Raw genomic sequence first — 17,767 nt, 5'->3', positions numbered from 1 at the left:
ACTTTGCGCTGTACAACAATCAGCGGTGCTTTGTGTGCCGGGCTGCAAACTGTCAACAAATGCTGCATGGCAGGGGCAGGGTTGTTTTATACTGTCGCCTTACTGTAGCAGCACGGATTGTAAAATTATCATGACGCAGGATGAACTGAAAAAGGCCGTTGGCTGGGCGGCTCTGGACTATGTTAAACCGGGTACGCTGGTGGGTGTGGGCACCGGGTCGACTGCCGCGCATTTTATTGATGCGCTGGCTACCATTAAACATCAGATCGATGGCGCCGTATCCAGCTCAGAGGCATCAACGCTTAAACTCAAAAGCCTGGGTATCCCGGTGTTTGATTTCAATGATGTGGATTCACTGTCGGTGTACGTTGATGGGGCTGATGAAATTAATGGCCAGATGCAAATGATCAAAGGGGGGGGGGCAGCGCTCACCCGTGAGAAAATTATCGCGGCGGTAGCGGATAAATTTGTGTGTATCGCTGATGAGTCAAAGCAGGTTGATGTGTTGGGAAAATTTCCCCTGCCGGTTGAAGTTATCCCGATGGCACGCAGTTATGTCTCGCGTGAACTGGTGAAACTGGGGGGACTGCCGGAATTCCGTCAGCATGTTGTGACTGACAACGGCAATATCATCCTTGATGTCCATAACCTGCAAATCCGTGATGCCATTGGGCTGGAAAAGTCGATCAACGCACTGGCTGGCGTAGTGACTGTCGGCTTATTTGCAGCCCGCCCTGCAGATATTGCGCTGATCGGCACGGCATCTGGCGTGAAAACTATTGTGAAATGATTTTGCTGTCATTTGTGACGGTGAGTTCAGCAAAAAAAATCTTTTATTCTGTTGCTGGTTTTTAGTGATTTATGTCACGAAATTTACCCTGATCGGGCTATCCTGCTAAAAATAATGTAGGCACCCTGATTATCTGTTGACGTTTTTACTTTGCGTTATGCCCAGGCTGGCAAGTGGGCAATCGTTTGTATTGCCGCTGGCGTAAATTTTGATATTTTGACATAAGGCTTAGCTATACCAGCCACATCTGAAGTCTGCAAAATAGGATCGGGAAATGGCAAAAGTATCACTGGAGAAAGACAAAATTAAATTCCTGTTGGTGGAAGGCGTGCATCAGAGTGCAGTGGATAATCTCCGTGCATCTGGTTACACCAACATTGAATTTCATAAAGGCGCACTGGACAGCGAACAACTGAAAGAGTCGATCCGTGACGCTCATTTTATCGGCATCCGCTCACGTACTCATCTCAGTGAAGAGATCTTTGCCGTGGCGGAAAAACTGGTCGCGGTGGGATGTTTTTGCATTGGTACTAATCAGGTCAGCCTCCCTGCGGCTGAAAAACGTGGGATCCCGGTCTTTAACGCCCCTTTTTCCAATACCCGATCCGTCGCCGAACTGGTTATCGGTGAGCTGTTACTGATGCTGCGTGGCGTCCCCGCGGCGAATGCCAAAGCGCACCGTGGCGTATGGAACAAGCTGGCGGTTGGCTCGTTTGAAGCGCGTGGTAAGAAGCTCGGTATCGTTGGCTATGGACATATTGGTATGCAGCTGGGCGTTCTGGCAGAAAGCCTGGGAATGCATGTGTTCTTTTATGATATTGAGAGCAAATTGCCGCTGGGCAACGCGACCCAGGTCACCCACCTGTCCGATCTGCTAAACATGAGCGATGTGGTCAGTCTGCATGTCCCGGAAACTCAGTCGACGCAGAATATGATCGGGTCGCAAGAGCTGGCGATGATGAAACCCGGCTCACTGTTGATCAACGCGTCACGTGGCACCGTGGTTGATATTCCTGCGCTTTGTAAAGTGCTGGCTGATAAGCACCTTGCCGGTGCGGCAATTGACGTATTCCCATTGGAGCCTGCAACGAACAGCGATCCCTTTAATTCACCACTGTGTGAATTTGACAACGTGATCCTGACGCCACATATAGGCGGTTCGACGCAGGAAGCGCAGGAGAATATCGGCATCGAAGTGGCGGGCAAGCTGGCGAAATATTCTGATAACGGCTCCACGCTCTCCGCGGTTAACTTCCCGGAAGTTTCGCTGCCGATGCACGGTGACCAGAGCCGTCTGCTGCATATTCATGAGAACCGTCCTGGTATACTGACCGCAATTAACAACATTTTTGCCGGGCAGGGGATCAATATTTCCGCACAGTATCTGCAAACTTCGCCGTCAATGGGCTATGTGGTTATTGATATTGACGCCCCGCAGGATATCGCGAACACCGCATTACAACTGATGAAGTCGATTCCGGGGACGATTCGGGCCCGTTTGCTTTACTGAGTTTTTCGCTGAAAGCGTTCAAAAGGGCGATGCAAATCCGCCCTTTTTTATTGCCAGGCGTAGCCCTCTGACAGGTTTCACCATTGCCAGATCTTCGAGGGCGTTATCATCGCCGGTAAGGGTACATCCCATGCTGCCACGGGCAGCGTTTCCACCTGCTGGCAATCATGTGCCAGACCAACAGGCAGAAAACCATGCTGCTGCCAGTTCTGTAATGTCCGGTCATAAAAGCCTCCTCCCATGCCCAGACGTTGCCCCAGGGCATCAAATGCGACCAGCGGAACCATCAGCACATCCAGTTCTCTCAAGGGGACGAGGTGGCGAATATCCAGCCGTGGTTCAGCAATACGCAGGCGGTTGATGGTGAGCGGGGTGGTGGGCTGATAGCGAATAAACAGCAGCTGGCCTGTCGAGAAAGGGTGAAGTACGGGAAGGAAGATGTCCTGTTGCCTCTGCCATAACCGGGTAATAAGCGGCTGTGTGTCCAGTTCGCCATCAAAAGAGAGAAACAGGGCTATTTTTCTGGCCTGACGGATGGGCGCAAAACTGAGTGCCTGCTGGGCGGCCTGCTCTGCGGCATGCTGCTGCTGTGCCGGGGTTAGGGCCCGACGCCGTTGGCGTATGTGGGTACGGATATCCTGGCGATGAGAGGAGACAAGAGACATCAAATTTCACCGTAGCGGAAGGAACGTAATGACGGCTTACTGCTGTTGAAGAAGGCTGACCGTTCAGCCGGAACTGGCGCTGGCCAGTAAGAATGAATAACGGGTAAGAAAAGGGATCTCCGAGATGCCGCCGCAGGCTGTAACCCTTGAACCCTTGGTTCAAGGTGAGCATGTCGTCGTCACCATCAGGCTTCCCGGACGGGCCGGGCATGCACACAGGTCACAGAGCGCCACACTCTGTTGGTATGAAATATCGGCTCAGGGGACTGGCCCGCTTGCAAACATCTCAGAGAATTTTTACACCGTCGTCACTCTATCATAATAAACGCTGATGTGTTATTCGAATCGCGGTCCGGTACGGTCGGTAATACGACCCTGCTCAAGCAATGCCTGTTCAATGGTTTGCTGTAGCATACGGATGCGTTGTTCCATGTTGCTGGCGTAATCGCGGGTTTTTGTTTTCTCCTGCGCCAGCTCATGACAAATATTCAGTGCAGCGATAAAAACAAGCTGCTCAGTATTTGTGACTCTAGTGCGAACTTTTAAATCCTGCAACCGCTGATTAAGGTCTTCTGCTGCCATGTTCAGCGCATCTTGCTGTTCAGGCGGACAATTCACCCTTAAGGAACGGCCAAAAATTTGAATATCTACGGGTTGAGCAGACATGAAACCATCCTGACTGATTATTTCGCCGTTAATCTCCCTTACCACTCAATGGGTTGGGAGGGGCGAAACTATAACTACCCCACTGAGAAGAAACAACCCCTTTCTGGAATCATCGAGGCACCTGATGGTAGCATAACATGAACTTAACCAGCCAACGATGACCAAAACGTATGTCACTATCAAACACAATGCCGGGTTATGATGCTCTGGCTTTAGCACTTACACAGCAGGGCGTGGCAATGACGCCTGCCGAAATGCATGGGCTGATTAGCGGATTGATTTGCGGCGGCAACAGAGGCGCTGGCTGGCAGACGCTGGTTTTTGATCTGACCAACGAGGGAATGGCTTTCTCCCAGGCACTTGCTCAACCTCTGCAACAGCTGCATCAGGCGACGGGTGATATGCTGGAAGACGAAGGTTTTATGTTTCAGCTTTATCTGCCAGAAGATGACGATATCAGCGTGTTTGACCGCGCCGATGCGCTTGCAGGCTGGGTGAACCATTTCCTGTTAGGGCTGGGCGTATCGCAACCGAAACTGAGCCAGGTAAAAGGTGAAACCGGCGAGGCCATTGATGACCTGCGCACCATCGCTCAGCTGGGCTATGATGAAAATGAAGATCAGGATGAGCTGGAGCAATCACTGGAAGAAGTCATTGAATATGTGCGGGTGGCGGCACTGCTTTGCCACGATACGTTTACCCGTACCTTGGCGAAGCAAGCGGCAGTGAAAAAAAATACCCTGCATTAAGCACAGATTGCCCCGGTAAGGACTGCAATAAGGAGAAATTGATGACACAGCAAGAGTTCGTGCGCCGTCGCCGTGCGCTACTGGCAAAAATGGCCCCGGCCAGTGCGGCAGTGATTTTTGCCGCGCCGGAAGCGACACGCAGCAATGACAGCGAATATCCTTATCGTCAGAACAGTGATTTCTGGTATTTCACTGGTTTCAACGAGCCGGAAGCCGTGCTGGTGCTGATTAAAAGCAGTGAAAGTCATCATCACAGCGTACTGTTCAACCGGGTTCGCGATCTGAGTGCAGAGATTTGGTTTGGCCGTCGGCTTGGGCAGGATGCAGCGCCGCAGAAACTTTCTGTCGATCGCGCGCTCCCGTTCGACGACATCAGCGAACAGTTACCACAGCTTCTGAACGGACTGGACGTGATTTATCACGCGCAAGGCCTGTATCCACAGGCGGATACCCTGCTATTTGCCGCGCTGGAAAAGTTACGTCGTGGTTCCCGTCAGAACCTCACCGCACCTGCCACGCTCACCGACTGGCGTCCGTGGGTGCATGAAATGAGGCTGTTTAAATCCCCGCAGGAACAGGCCATTCTGCGCGAGGCAGGCCGCATAAGCGCACTGGCACATACCCGAGCCATGCAGCAGTGTCGTCCTGGCATGTATGAATATCAGCTGGAAGGTGAGATTCACCACGAATTTAACCGACACGGGGCCAGATTTCCTTCCTATAACACCATCGTTGGTGCCGGTGAAAACGGCTGCATACTGCATTACACTGAAAACGAATGTCAGATGCGTGATGGCGAACTGGTACTGGTTGATGCGGGGTGTGAACTGCAGGGCTATGCCGGTGATATCACCCGAACTTTTCCGGTTAACGGTAAATTCACCGCGCCGCAGCGGGCGATCTATGACATCGTGCTGGCATCTTTATATAAAGCACTGGCGCTGTTTCGTCCGGGGACCAGTATTCGCGAAGTGAATGACCAGGTGGTACATATCATGGTCAGCGGTTTGCTGAAGCTTGGCGTTATGAAGGGTGATGTGGACACGCTGATTGCCGAACAGGCCCATCGTCAGTTTTATATGCATGGCTTAAGCCACTGGCTTGGGCTGGACGTTCATGATGTAGGATTTTATGGCCATGACCGGGACCGCATTCTGGAACCTGGCATGGTGATAACCGTCGAGCCGGGGCTGTATATTGCCCCGGATGCCGATGTGCCGCTGGAGTATCGCGGTATCGGTATCCGCGTGGAGGATGACATCATTATTACTGCGGACGGTAATGAGAATCTCACCGACAGCGTGGTTAAAGACGCGGATGAAATTGAAGCATTGATGGCGGCAGCGAAGACGCGATGAACATAGTGATTGCAGGCGGAGGAATGGCCGGAGCCACGCTGGCACTGGCTATTTCTCATCTTACTAAAGGAAAGGTAGCTATCACCCTGGTGGAAGCTAGTGAACCGGCAAATCGTAAACATCCGGGCTACGATGGCCGGGCAATAGCGCTGGCTGATGGAACCTGCCGGCAACTGGCAGCGATTAATTTGTGGCCAGCACTGAAAGCCTGTGCCACCCCCATTAGCGAAGTCCATGTCAGCGATCGTGGTCATGCAGGCTTTGTCTCTATTGAGGCGAGGGATTATGGCATTGCTGCATTGGGGCATGTTGTCGGGTTACACGATGCGGGGGCGCATCTGTTCGCACTGCTGGAGAAGGCGCCAGGCGTGCGGTTATGCTGTCCGGCAACGGTGTCATCGGTAGTGCGAAGTCCGCATCAGGTCAGCGTGAGGCTGGATAATGGTGAAGTGATTAATGCACAACTGCTGGTGGCGGCAGACGGTTCCCAATCTTCCGTTGCGGCATCCTGCGGCGTTCAGTGGCAGGTTGAGGATTATCAGCAGGTGGCGGTAATTGCCAATATATCCACCGCGCAGTCCCATAAAGGCAAGGCGTTTGAACGCTTCACTCCGCACGGCCCGCTGGCGCTGTTACCGATGTCTGAGGGGCGCAGTTCGCTGGTATGGTGCCATCCGCTGGCAGCCCGGGCGCAGGTTGATGGCTGGAGCGAGCAGTATTTCCGGGATGAATTACAAAAAGCTTTTGGCTGGCGGCTGGGGCGCATCACTCAGGTGGGACAGCGTTACAGCTACCCACTGCGACTTCAGGTAGCGACACAGCATATTTCGCACCGTCTGGCGCTGGTGGGCAACGCCGCACAGACCCTGCATCCTATTGCCGGACAGGGGTTTAATCTGGGCCTTCGCGATGTTATGTCTCTGGCGGAAACGGTAGCGGCTGCATCCTGTCACGGGCAGGATATCGGTAGCTATGCCATTCTGCAGGATTATCAGCAGAGGCGGCAGGCAGATGCCGCGATGACCATTGGTGTCACTGATACTCTGGTCAGGTTATTTGCCAATCGCTACACACCGCTGGTGGTGGGGCGTAATCTGGGGCTGATGGCGATGGATTCCCTGCCGATGATGCGTAACTGGCTGGCCAGGCGCACATTAGGCTGGGTTAAGCGTTGAGGAGAGTCAGGTGATGCAAACGTATGATGTTATCGTGGCGGGTGGCGGTATGGTCGGTCTGGCCGTCGCCTGTGGTTTACAGGGAAGCGGTATGAAAGTGGCGGTGCTGGAGCGGGAGACGCCGCCGCCGCCAGATTCCGGTGCGGCAACGGCGTTACGGGTTTCAGCCATCAACGCGGCCAGTGAACGCCTGTTGCAGCATCTGGGCGTCTGGAACCGCATTCTCGCCTGCCGCGCCAGCGCTTATCAGGCTATGGAAGTGTGGGATCGCGACAGTTTCGGTCATATCACGTTTGATAACGGACAGCAGGCGTTGTCCCACCTCGGACATATTATTGAAAATGTCGTAATCCAACAGGCTTTGTGGAACAGGGCCAGCGAGCTGAATGACATTACCCTGATTGCCCCCGCGCAGTTACAGCAGGTTGCGTTTGGCGAAAACGAAGCCTTTGTCACCCTCAGTGACGGCAGTATGCTCAGTGCGCGGCTGATGATTGCTGCTGACGGTTCCAACTCCTGGCTCCGCCAACAGGCAGATATTCCGCTGGTGTTTCATGATTATGAGCATCATGCACTGGTGGCGACTGTACGCACGCAGCAGCCACACGATGCCGTTGCCCGTCAGGTTTTTCATGGGGAAGGGATTCTGGCGTTCCTGCCATTGAGCGATCCTCATCTCTGCTCAATTGTCTGGTCGCTTCCACCACAGGAAGCGCTACGGCTGCAGTCAATGCCGGAAGCGGTATTTAACCAGCAGCTGTCGGTAACTTTCGATATGCGCCTTGGCTTATGTGCGCTGGAAAGCGAACGAAAAACCTTTCCGCTCATGGCGCGCTTTGCCCGCAATTTTGCCGCCCATCGTCTGGCGCTGGTTGGTGATGCCGCTCACACCATTCACCCGCTGGCGGGGCAGGGGGTGAATCTTGGCCTGATGGATGCGGCGGAGCTGGTGGGAGAACTGAAGCGTTTACATCAGCAGGGCAAAGACATTGGTCAGCACCTTTATTTACGTCGCTATGAACGCAGCCGTAAATACAGTGCAGCAATGATGTTGGCCGGGATGCAGGGCTTTCGCGAGTTGTTCAACGGCAATCATCCGGCGAAAAAACTGTTGCGGGATGTCGGCTTAAGCCTGGCCGACAAACTACCCGGTTTAAAACCACGTCTGCTCAAGCAGGCTATGGGCCTTAATGATTTGCCGGAATGGTTGCGGTAAATACTCATCAGGGCAGCGCCGTGCTGCCCTGAGTTATGCTGATACTGATTATTTTTCTTCGCTTTTAACCAAATATCCTTTTCCCTTTTTTCGCCAGTCCGCCTTATTACCCCTGTCCTACTGCCATACCAATCCCTCAGCTCAACCGCTTGCCCCATTTCAGGACATCATTTGAGAAATTCTAATTTTACCCACCTGTTCGCATTATATTTTCTCATGACTAAATGAAATCCGGGCAGATATATTCTGGCTGTATTTGCCTGTTTTTTTGTTTTTAAACTGACCTGGTGCGTAATGTATAAAATATATGTCTTTCTTTGCGTATTTTTATGGTTAAAAACCCTGAGTGGTTACCTGCCACGCTTTTTGCACCATAACAATTTCGACCTCATTCAACTTATGGTTAATGATCCTGTTCGGTGATAAGTTCAGCCTCAGGGTAACGTTTGCGCCTGCCTGTCAGGCAGACGCACAGCAACCAGCACAGTACAGGAAAAGGATATGACTCAGCAGACTCCCTTATTCGAACAACATCAGGCCAATGGTGCCCGTATAGTGGACTTCCATGGCTGGATGATGCCACTCCATTACGGCTCCCAGATCGATGAGCACCACGCGGTGCGCACCGATGCCGGTATGTTTGACGTGTCACACATGACCATCGTCGATCTGCATGGCGCACGCACCCGTGATTTCCTGCGTTACCTTCTGGCTAACGACGTTGCCAGACTGACCCAGCCGGGCAAGGCGCTCTACACCGCGATGCTGAATGCGTCTGCTGGTGTCATCGATGATTTAATTGTTTACTTTATGCGCGAAGACTTTTTCCGCCTGGTGGTTAACTCGGCCACCCGGGAGAAAGACCTGGCCTGGATCGGTCAGCATGCCGGGCCGTTTGACGTGCAGATCGTCGAACGTGACGATCTCTCGCTGATTGCCGTACAGGGGCCATATGCACAGGCCAAAGCACAACGTCTGTTTGATCGGGCGCAAACCGATGCCGTCGCCGGGATGAAGCCTTTCTTTGGCGTTCAGTCCGGCGAGCTGTTTATTGCCACCACGGGGTATACCGGCGAAGCCGGTTACGAGATTGCCCTGCCGAATGAGCTGGCGGTGGATTTCTGGCAGAAACTGATCGCGGCGGGAGTTAAACCTGCCGGTCTGGGCGCGCGCGACACCTTGCGCCTGGAAGCTGGGATGAATTTGTATGGCCAGGAGATGGACGAAGGGATCTGCCCGCTGGCAGCCAATATGGGCTGGACCGTGGCGTGGCAGCCTGAGGATCGTGATTTTATTGGCCGCGAAGCGCTGCAAACCCAGCGGGAAAAAGGCACCGAACAGCTGGTCGGCCTGATAATGACCGAAAAAGGGGTGCTGCGTAATGACCTGCCGGTGCGCTTTACTGATGCCGGGGGCAACCAGTGCGAAGGCAAAATCACCAGCGGTTCTTTCTCGCCGACCCTGGGATACAGCATTGCGCTGGCCCGCGTTCCGGCGGGAATTGGAGCAACGGCTGTTGTGCAAATCCGCAACCGTGAAATGCCCGTTACCGTCACCAAACCGATTTTTGTTCGCGCCGGTAAACCGGTCGCATAACGTCCTCCGGGCCGCGAGCTGTGGCTGGCGGCCCGTGATGGCAAGCCATTTAATAATTACTTTCAGGAGAGCTGGCGATGAGCAATGTGCCAAATGAGTTGAAATACCGTGACAGCCACGAGTGGGTGCGTAAAGAAGCAGATGGCACCTGGACCGTAGGAATTACTGAGCACGCACAGGAGCTGCTGGGCGATATGGTGTTTGTTGATTTGCCCGATGTTGGTAACACATACAGCCAGGGCGATGACTGTGCCGTTGCTGAATCCGTAAAAGCGGCTTCTGATATCTACGCCCCGCTCAGCGGTGAAGTGGTTGCAGTAAATGACGCGCTGAATGGCGAGCCGGAACTGGTCAACAGTGCGCCCTATGCCGAAGGCTGGCTGTTTCGTATCAAAGCCAGTGATGAATCTGAACTGGATTCACTGCTGGACGCCGACGCTTATAAAACCAGCATTGATGAATAACCCGTAATCAGGATTTATTGCTAATGACTCAGACTCTCCGCCAGCTTGAACATACCGGCGCATTTATCGAACGCCACATCGGTCCTTCAGAGGAGCAGCAGGAGGCGATGTTAAACGCCATCGGCGCCCGTTCTCTTGGCGATTTGATCGCCTCCATTGTGCCAGCAGACATTCAGCTCCCCGGCCCTCCGGCAATGGGTGATGCCATGACTGAGCATCAGGCTCTGGCGGAGCTTAAGGCAATAGCCAGTCAGAACCAGCGCTACAAATCCTACATTGGCATGGGCTATACCCCGGTGCTGACACCGCCGGTTATTCTGCGCAACATGCTGGAAAATCCCGGCTGGTACACTGCTTATACGCCGTATCAGCCTGAAGTGTCCCAGGGACGTCTTGAGGCGCTGCTCAACTTCCAGCAGGTGACGCTGGACCTGACCGGTCTGGATATCGCTTCCGCCTCACTGCTGGATGAAGCCACCGCAGCCGCTGAAGCGATGGCGATGGCAAAACGTGTCAGCAAGCTGAAAAATGCTAACCGTTTCTTCGTGGCTGATGACATTCACCCACAGACGCTGGACGTGCTACGCACCCGGGCAGAAACCTTTGGTTTTGAGGTGTTGATCGACAAGGCAGAGAAGGTGCTGGAGCATCAGGATGTGTTTGGTGTGCTGCTGCAACAGGTGGGCACCACGGGAGAGGTGCATAATTACGCCAGCCTGATGGCAACCCTGAAAGAACGTAAGGTGATTGTGGCGGTGGCGGCGGACTTTATGTCGCTGGTGCTGCTGGCGGCACCGGCCAGGCAGGGGGCCGATATTGTGTTCGGCTCTGCCCAGCGCTTTGGGGTGCCAATGGGCTATGGTGGGCCACACGCCGCTTTCTTTGCTGCCCGCGACGAGCACAAACGCTCAATGCCTGGCCGTATCATTGGTGTTTCCCGCGATGCCGCCGGGAATACTGCGCTGCGTATGGCGATGCAGACGCGTGAGCAACATATTCGTCGCGAGAAAGCCAATTCCAACATCTGTACTTCTCAGGTGCTGCTGGCCAATATCGCCAGCCTGTACGCCGTTTTTCACGGCCCGGTGGGGTTAAAGCGCATCGCCACGCGCATTCACCGTCTGACCGATATTCTGGCTGCCGGACTGCAAAAAGGCGGTCTGAGGCTGCGCCATCAGAGCTGGTTTGACACACTGACCGTGGAGGTTGCCGACAAAGCCGCCGTGCTGGATCGTGCGCTCAGCTTTGGGGTGAACCTGCGTACTGATATTCATAATGCGGTGGGTATTACGCTGGATGAAACCACGCTGCGTGAAGATGTGGCGGCGCTGTTCTCCATTCTGTTGGGAGAAAATCACGGTCTGGATATTGAGCAACTTGATCGGGAGCTGGCGGCCAACAGCCACTCTGTACCTGTCGGGATGCTGCGTGAGGATGCGATCCTGACCCATCCGGTATTTAACCGTCATCACAGTGAAACGGAGATGATGCGTTACATGCACAGCCTGGAGCGCAAAGACCTGGCGCTGAATCAGGCGATGATCCCGCTGGGATCGTGCACCATGAAACTGAACGCTGCCGCCGAGATGATCCCCATCACCTGGCCAGAATTCGCAGAACTGCATCCTTTCTGTCCGGCAGGGCAGGCCGAGGGCTATCTGCAAATGATTGCTCAGCTGTCTCAGTGGTTGGTGCAGCTGACGGGCTACGACGCGCTTTGTATGCAGCCCAACTCAGGTGCTCAGGGAGAATACGCAGGGCTGCTGGCGATCCGCCGTTACCACGAAAGCCGTAATGAAGGCCGACGTCATATTTGCCTGATCCCCAGCTCCGCTCACGGCACCAATCCGGCATCTGCCCAAATGGCGGGAATGTCAGTTGTGGTGGTGGCTTGCGATAAACAGGGCAATATCGACCTGCACGATCTGCGTGAGAAAGCTGAAAAAGCGGGTGACGCGCTCTCCTGTATCATGGTGACTTACCCGTCGACGCACGGTGTTTATGAAGAAACCATTCGTGAAGTGTGCCAGATTGTTCATCAGTACGGTGGCCAGGTCTATCTTGACGGAGCGAACATGAATGCCCAGGTCGGTATCACTACGCCTGGCTATATCGGTGCGGATGTATCGCATCTCAACCTGCATAAAACGTTCTGTATTCCACACGGCGGCGGTGGCCCGGGTATGGGACCCATCGGCGTGAAAGCCCATCTGGCACCTTTTGTTCCGGGTCACAGCGTGGTGCAGATTGACGGCGTGCTGACGCAACAGGGAGCGGTTTCCGCCGCGCCGTTCGGCAGCGCCTCCATCTTGCCGATCAGCTGGATGTATATTCGCATGATGGGCGCCAAAGGGCTGAAGCAGGCCAGCTCTGTGGCGATCCTCAATGCCAACTACATTGCCACCCGTTTACAGTCAGCTTATCCCATTCTTTATGCCGGTCGTGATGGTCGCGTGGCGCATGAGTGTATTCTGGATATTCGTCCGCTGAAAGAACAGACCGGTATCAGCGAGCTGGATATTGCCAAGCGCCTGATTGATTACGGCTTCCATGCGCCAACGATGTCCTTCCCGGTGGCGGGTACGCTGATGGTTGAGCCGACGGAATCAGAGAGCAAAACCGAGCTGGACCGCTTTATCGATGCGATGCTGGCTATTCGTATGGAAATCGACCGCGTGGTATCGGGCGAATGGCCGGTGGAGGATAATCCGCTGGTTAACGCCCCGCACACGCAGAAGGAAATCGTGGAAGAGTGGTCGCATCCGTACACCCGTGAGCTGGCGGTCTTCCCGGCAGGCAGTGAGAATAAATACTGGCCAACGGTGAAGCGTCTTGATGACGTTTATGGCGACCGTAACCTGTTCTGCTCCTGTGTCCCCATGAGTGAATACGACCAGTCCTGCTGATTTTTGGCTACGGTAAAAAGGGCACATCATGTGCCCTTTTTTATTGTCTATGGCTCCCTCCAGCCAGGCTGGGGGTTCAGAAAAGCTTTCAGCTTTAAGCCAGTTATTAAAACCCCTTTTGATTTGTTAAAACATCTTGCGCTCTGGCAACTGCAAAAGTTCAACAGGAAATCAAAGGGGGTCCCAATGGGGGACGAAAAGAGCTTAGCGCCTACCCGATGGAACTGTAAATATCACATAGTTTTTGCGCCAAAATACCGAAGACAGGCCTTCTGCGCTGAGAAACGTCTGGCGACAGGTAGCATCTTAAGAAAGCTGTGCGAGTGGAAAACGTGCGTATCCTGAAAGCTGAATGCAGCGCAGATCATATCCATATGCTTGCCGAAAATAAGTGTGTCGGGTTCGATAGGATATCTGAAAGGAAAGAGCAGCCTTATGCTGTATGAGCAGCCTGGTGATCTGAAATTCAAATACCGCAGCAGGGAGTTCTGGTGCCAGGGCTACTATGTGGAAACGGTTGGCAAGAACACGGTGAAGATACAGGAATACATAAAGCACCAGCCTGAAGAGGATAAAATGGGAGAGCAGCTATCGCTCCCTTATCCGGGCAGCCCGTTTACGGGCCGTAAGTAACGAAGTCTGATGCAAATGTCGATCGTATGCGCCTGTTAGGACGCTGCTGGTAACAGGGCCTTACAGGCGCACCTGAAAAACCTCCGGCTATGCCGGAGGATATTTATTGTGGAGCGGCAGATGAAAATCGCATTAGTAACCGGTGGCAGCCGGGGTATTGGACGTGCAACCAGTATGTTGCTGGCCCGTCAGGGATACTGTGTGGCGGTGAATTATCATCAAAACAGGGAAGCCGCGGAAGAGGTCGTAAAGCTTATACATCAGCAACGCGGTCAGGCATTTATTCTGCAGGCGGATATTGCTGATGAAGACCAGGTACTGGCGATGTTCCGGCAGATCGACAGCCTGCCGGGAACACTGAGCGGGCTGGTGAACAATGCCGGGATCCTGTTTCAGCAGTCAGCGGTTGAGCAACTGACGGCAGAGCGGATTAACCGGGTGTTCGCCACCAATGTTACCGGGCCTTTCCTGTGCTGTCGCGAGGCGGTTAAAAGGATGGGGCACCATCATGGTGGCCAGGGTGGGGCTATCGTTAATGTGTCCTCTGCTGCTGCCCGTATTGGTGCGCCTGGAGAGTACGTGGATTATGCTGCCTCTAAAGGCGCGATGGATACCCTGACCAGAGGGTTATCGCTGGAAGTGGCAGCACTGGGTATTCGGGTGAATGGTGTGCGGCCCGGTTTTATCTACACCGGGATACATGCCGACGGCGGTGAGCCGGGCAGGGTTGATCGGGTTGCGCCGGCTATTCCGATGCAGCGCGGCGGTCAGCCGGAAGAGATCGCTCAGGCTATCAGCTGGCTGCTGAGTGAAGCAGCTTCTTACGTCACCGGTACTTTTATCGATGCGGCCGGTGGGCGTTAAAATCGCAATAAAAGCGGCACCATCGGTCAGGTGTATCGGTCGCCTTAAATGGCGACCTTTTTTCCGATCGTTTATCCAGGGTAGGCGTTAATGCATGCCAGCGGTAACTGAACGCGCTGGCTTCGTTTCAGAGAGATTCGCCGTTGCTGGCAATAACGCGCTGATACCAGTCAAAGCTTTTTTTCTTCGAACGCTTCAGCGTGCCGCTGCCATCGTCATTTTTATCGACGTGAATAAACCCATAGCGTTTGCTGTACTGACCGGTGGTGAAGGAGACGCAGTCAATGCACCCCCACGGCGTGTAGCCCATCAGCTCAACCCCATCACAGACCACTGCCAGTTTCATCTGTTCGATATGCGTCCGCAGATAGGCGATACGATAATCGTCGTTAATCTGGCCGTCAGGTCCGGCCCGATCAATCGCACCGAAGCCGTTTTCGACAATAAATAACGGTTTCTGATAGCGCTCGTACAGGGCGGCAAGGCTGTAACGGAGTCCGACCGGATCAATTTGCCAGCCCCAGTCAGAGGCTTTAACGTGAGGATTAGGTACGCTGCCTTCAAAACCTGAAACGGCGTTGCCGCTGCCTTCGGCATTGGCCTGCACCGCGTTGCTCATGTAATAGCTGAGGCCAAGGTAATCGGCACAACCTTCACGTAGCGCGTTGGCATCCCCCTCATGCATTTCAATGTTATAGCCCTTACGCGCCCATTCATTGACAATGTAAGAGGGGTAGTAACCGCGCATATGCACATCGCTGAACAGATAGCGTTCACGCATCGCCTGCTGGGCCAGCATCACATCATCGGGATGGCAGGACCACGGGTACAGCGGCACCATGGCAATCATACAGCCAATCTGAAAATCCGGGTTGATCCCGTGGCCCAGTTTGACCACCTTCGCGCTGGCGACGAACTGGTGATGCAGCACCTGATACATCGCCTGCTCAGGTTTATCGTGGTCGGTAAACACCACACCGGAACAGCAGTAACCGAACAGCGGATACTTCCAGTTGCGCTGATTATTGATCTCGTTAAAGGTCATCCAGTATTTCACTTTGCTTTTGTAACGTTCCAGCACCACCTCGCTGAAGCGAACAAAGAAATCCACCACTTTGCGGTTCAGCCAGCCACCATACTCCTTCACCAGGTGATACGGCATTTCGAAGTGCGACAGCGTAATAACCGGTTCGATATTGTATTTCAGCAGTTCATCGAACAGGTCGTCATAAAACTGCAGGCCCGCTTCATTCGGCTCCAGCTCATCGCCATTGGGGAAAATGCGCGTCCAGGCGATTGAGGTGCGAAAGCACTTAAACCCCATCTCGGCGAACAGCGCCACATCCTCTTTATAATGGGAGTAAAACTCCACGGCCTGATGGTTAGGGTAGCTGTAGCCTGGCTGAATGCCATCGGTCATCACCCGGTCCACGCCGTGCGCGCCGCCGGAAAGAACATCCGCAATACTGACGCCCTTACCGCCCTGGTCCCAGCCGCCTTCAACCTGATGCGCGGCAACGGCACCTCCCCAGAGGAAATCTTTTGGTAACTGCTGATGTGTGGTCATCAATTCTGTCCTTTTAGCTGATACATTTTTTAGTGGCGATTCAGGCCTGTGAAGGTTCTGGCAGGCCAGTGCGGCGTGCCTTAGCCATCGGCTGCTCTTTAAATCCGGCAAACCAGGTAAACACCACGCCGGGCACGAAGGCCACGCCTATCGACAACAGGAAGCCGATAAACTGCGGCATATGTCCCTCTTTGAAAAACACCGGCACTACAGCAATGCCCGGCAGGCAATAACGCCATGAAACGGCGTTGAAAAAAACTGCAACAGTTTGTTCTGAGGCACCCGCCAGGCAGCCGCAGATCATTGGCCGTTTCAGCCGTAGTGCCACGCCATAGATTGCCGGTTCGGTAAGACCAAACAGCGCGGTCATTCCGGCTGAAAGGGCGACCAGTTTCACTTTGGCATCTTTTGCTTTCAGCCATACCCCGAAGGTGGCCCCAGCCATGGCAAAGACGGCGGACGCCTGCAACCCGATGAAGGTGTCGTACCCCAACATGGCATAATTACCCACGGTCACCGGTGTGATGCCCCAGTGCACGTCCAGCGTCACCAGCGGCATCCACAGTGCGCCAACCACCAATCCGGCAATGGGCGGGTTAAGGTGATACAGCGTGTTATAAACACCGCCGATTGCGCCGCCTGTCGCATTCCCAATCGGCCCGAAGGCCAGCAGCGTCAACGGCACCATAATGGCGATGCCGAACATCGGCGTGAACAGGTTGCGGATCACCAACGGCAAAATGCGTTCAAAGAAATGCTGAACATATGACATTATCCAGACCATCAGGATGATCGGGATCACCGAAGCGCTGTAAGTCAGGTATTTGACCGGAATGCCGAAAAAGTCCAGCGTTGGTGCATTCACCGGGATCCCGACAACCTCCACCAGGATTTTGGCGATATCCGGGTTGGTTACCGCCTCTTTCATCAGTTGTTGCATGGCGGGATCGGCTGAGTTGGCAAGCACAATGTTATTGGCGGTCAGCACATTAATATAATCAGGGCTGATTAGCGCACAGGCGGCAATGACAGCGGTGAAAGGGTTAACGTTAAATTTCTTCGCAGCGGTAAAAGCCACCATCACCGGCAGGAAGGTGAAGCCGGTCCACGAGATAAAGTTAAGAATACGGTATGCACCGCTGGCCTGATCCATCCAGCCCAGCGCGGTGATCAGCGAGAGAATGCCCTGCAGGACACCACAGGCCGCCAGCGGATAGAGAAATGGGGCGAAAATACTGGAGATGATATCCATCAGGCGGCTGATGATACCCACATTTGGGGCAGCTATCGCGGCATTATCGTCAATATTCACCTGCTTCATTACTGCCTGGCCTCGCCGACGTGGTTGCCAATCACCACCTGTAACTGACCACCCGCCTCAATTACAGTAATAGCGCCTTTTACTCTTTTTACCTGTTCTTTATTAACGCTATCGTGTTTTTTAAAATAAAGCGCAGTCTTGTGGCACAATGCGTGACATTGATCACGTTATCATTGCCACCAACAAAGCGAATAATATCTTCAGCAACCTTATCGTAATTCAGAGCCATGTTACTCCTTGCCAGGGTTCATTAATTTCGGAGGGAGAAACTTCTGGAATGTTCTTTA

General features: G+C 53.7%; 13 protein-coding genes, 1 other RNA gene and 2 pseudogenes. 11 read left to right on the top strand and 5 right to left on the bottom strand.

The features are described from left to right. The first annotated feature begins 130 nt into the window (after positions 1-130). Both rpiA and serA read left to right on the top strand, forming a co-directional pair. A complete protein-coding gene (rpiA, locus tag EB241_RS17040) occupies positions 131-790 on the top strand; it encodes a ribose-5-phosphate isomerase RpiA (protein ID WP_124234296.1) in 660 nt (219 codons plus the stop codon). 274 nt (positions 791-1,064) lie between these two features. Beyond that, positions 1,065-2,300 (top strand): phosphoglycerate dehydrogenase, encoded by a 1,236-nt coding sequence (serA, locus tag EB241_RS17035; RefSeq protein ID WP_124234295.1) that lies wholly within the window; start codon positions 1,065-1,067, stop codon positions 2,298-2,300. Between the two features lie 77 nt (positions 2,301-2,377). Here the strand turns inward: serA and EB241_RS17030 are convergent, their stop codons facing one another. The 3 genes from EB241_RS17030 to zapA form a co-directional block, all read right to left on the bottom strand. After that, entirely contained in the window at positions 2,378-2,965 is a 588-nt protein-coding gene (locus EB241_RS17030; RefSeq protein ID WP_124234294.1) for a 5-formyltetrahydrofolate cyclo-ligase, read from the bottom strand. A 112-nt stretch (positions 2,966-3,077) separates the two neighbouring features. Then, a non-coding RNA gene (gene ssrS / locus EB241_RS17025) (6S RNA) lies at positions 3,078-3,261 on the bottom strand. 40 nt (positions 3,262-3,301) lie between these two features. Continuing rightward, a complete protein-coding gene (zapA, locus tag EB241_RS17020; protein WP_124234293.1) occupies positions 3,302-3,631 on the bottom strand; it encodes a cell division protein ZapA in 330 nt (109 codons plus the stop codon). 170 nt (positions 3,632-3,801) lie between these two features. On the opposite strand from zapA, the gene EB241_RS17015 reads away from it, so the two are divergent. The 9 genes and pseudogenes from EB241_RS17015 to EB241_RS16970 all read left to right on the top strand — a co-directional run bounded on the left by EB241_RS17015 (position 3,802) and on the right by EB241_RS16970 (position 14,592). After that, entirely contained in the window at positions 3,802-4,380 is a 579-nt protein-coding gene (locus EB241_RS17015; RefSeq protein ID WP_124234292.1) for a YecA/YgfB family protein, read from the top strand. A 41-nt stretch (positions 4,381-4,421) separates the two neighbouring features. Beyond that, positions 4,422-5,738, top strand: a complete 1,317-nt coding sequence (gene pepP / locus EB241_RS17010; RefSeq protein ID WP_124234291.1) for a Xaa-Pro aminopeptidase — start codon at positions 4,422-4,424, stop codon at positions 5,736-5,738. Next, entirely contained in the window at positions 5,735-6,913 is a 1,179-nt protein-coding gene (gene ubiH / locus EB241_RS17005) for a 2-octaprenyl-6-methoxyphenyl hydroxylase (RefSeq protein ID WP_124234290.1), read from the top strand. The genes pepP and ubiH overlap by 4 nt, the downstream gene beginning before the upstream one ends. Before the next feature lie 13 nt (positions 6,914-6,926). Continuing rightward, on the top strand, positions 6,927-8,129 hold the full coding sequence (gene ubiI / locus EB241_RS17000; protein WP_124234353.1) for an FAD-dependent 2-octaprenylphenol hydroxylase: 1,203 nt from the start codon (positions 6,927-6,929) through the stop codon (positions 8,127-8,129). Positions 8,130-8,630: 501 nt separating this feature from the next. Then, positions 8,631-9,725, top strand: a complete 1,095-nt coding sequence (gene gcvT, locus EB241_RS16995; protein ID WP_124234289.1) for a glycine cleavage system aminomethyltransferase GcvT — start codon at positions 8,631-8,633, stop codon at positions 9,723-9,725. A gap of 77 nt (positions 9,726-9,802) precedes the next feature. After that, the gene (gcvH, locus tag EB241_RS16990) at positions 9,803-10,189 is read left to right on the top strand and encodes a glycine cleavage system protein GcvH (RefSeq protein ID WP_124234288.1); all 387 of its coding nucleotides are present in this window, start codon (positions 9,803-9,805) and stop codon (positions 10,187-10,189) included. Positions 10,190-10,212: 23 nt separating this feature from the next. Continuing rightward, the gene (gene gcvP, locus EB241_RS16985; RefSeq protein WP_124234287.1) at positions 10,213-13,095 is read left to right on the top strand and encodes an aminomethyl-transferring glycine dehydrogenase; all 2,883 of its coding nucleotides are present in this window, start codon (positions 10,213-10,215) and stop codon (positions 13,093-13,095) included. A gap of 186 nt (positions 13,096-13,281) precedes the next feature. Further along, a pseudogene (gene tnpA / locus EB241_RS16975) lies at positions 13,282-13,728 on the top strand (IS200/IS605 family transposase). Between the two features lie 120 nt (positions 13,729-13,848). Next, positions 13,849-14,592, top strand: a complete 744-nt coding sequence (locus EB241_RS16970; protein ID WP_124234286.1) for an SDR family oxidoreductase — start codon at positions 13,849-13,851, stop codon at positions 14,590-14,592. A gap of 127 nt (positions 14,593-14,719) precedes the next feature. Here EB241_RS16970 and EB241_RS16965 read toward each other — a convergent pair whose 3' ends face one another. After that, positions 14,720-16,159 (bottom strand): 6-phospho-beta-glucosidase, encoded by a 1,440-nt coding sequence (locus tag EB241_RS16965; protein WP_124234285.1) that lies wholly within the window; start codon positions 16,157-16,159, stop codon positions 14,720-14,722. 40 nt (positions 16,160-16,199) lie between these two features. Next, positions 16,200-17,709 (bottom strand): annotated as a pseudogene (locus EB241_RS16960) (PTS transporter subunit EIIC). Between the last annotated feature and the right edge of the window lie 58 nt (positions 17,710-17,767).

This window comes from Erwinia psidii (assembly GCF_003846135.1).
Lineage (GTDB): Bacteria > Pseudomonadota > Gammaproteobacteria > Enterobacterales > Enterobacteriaceae > Erwinia > Erwinia psidii.
This window is presented reverse-complemented; position numbering and strand designations above follow the sequence as displayed.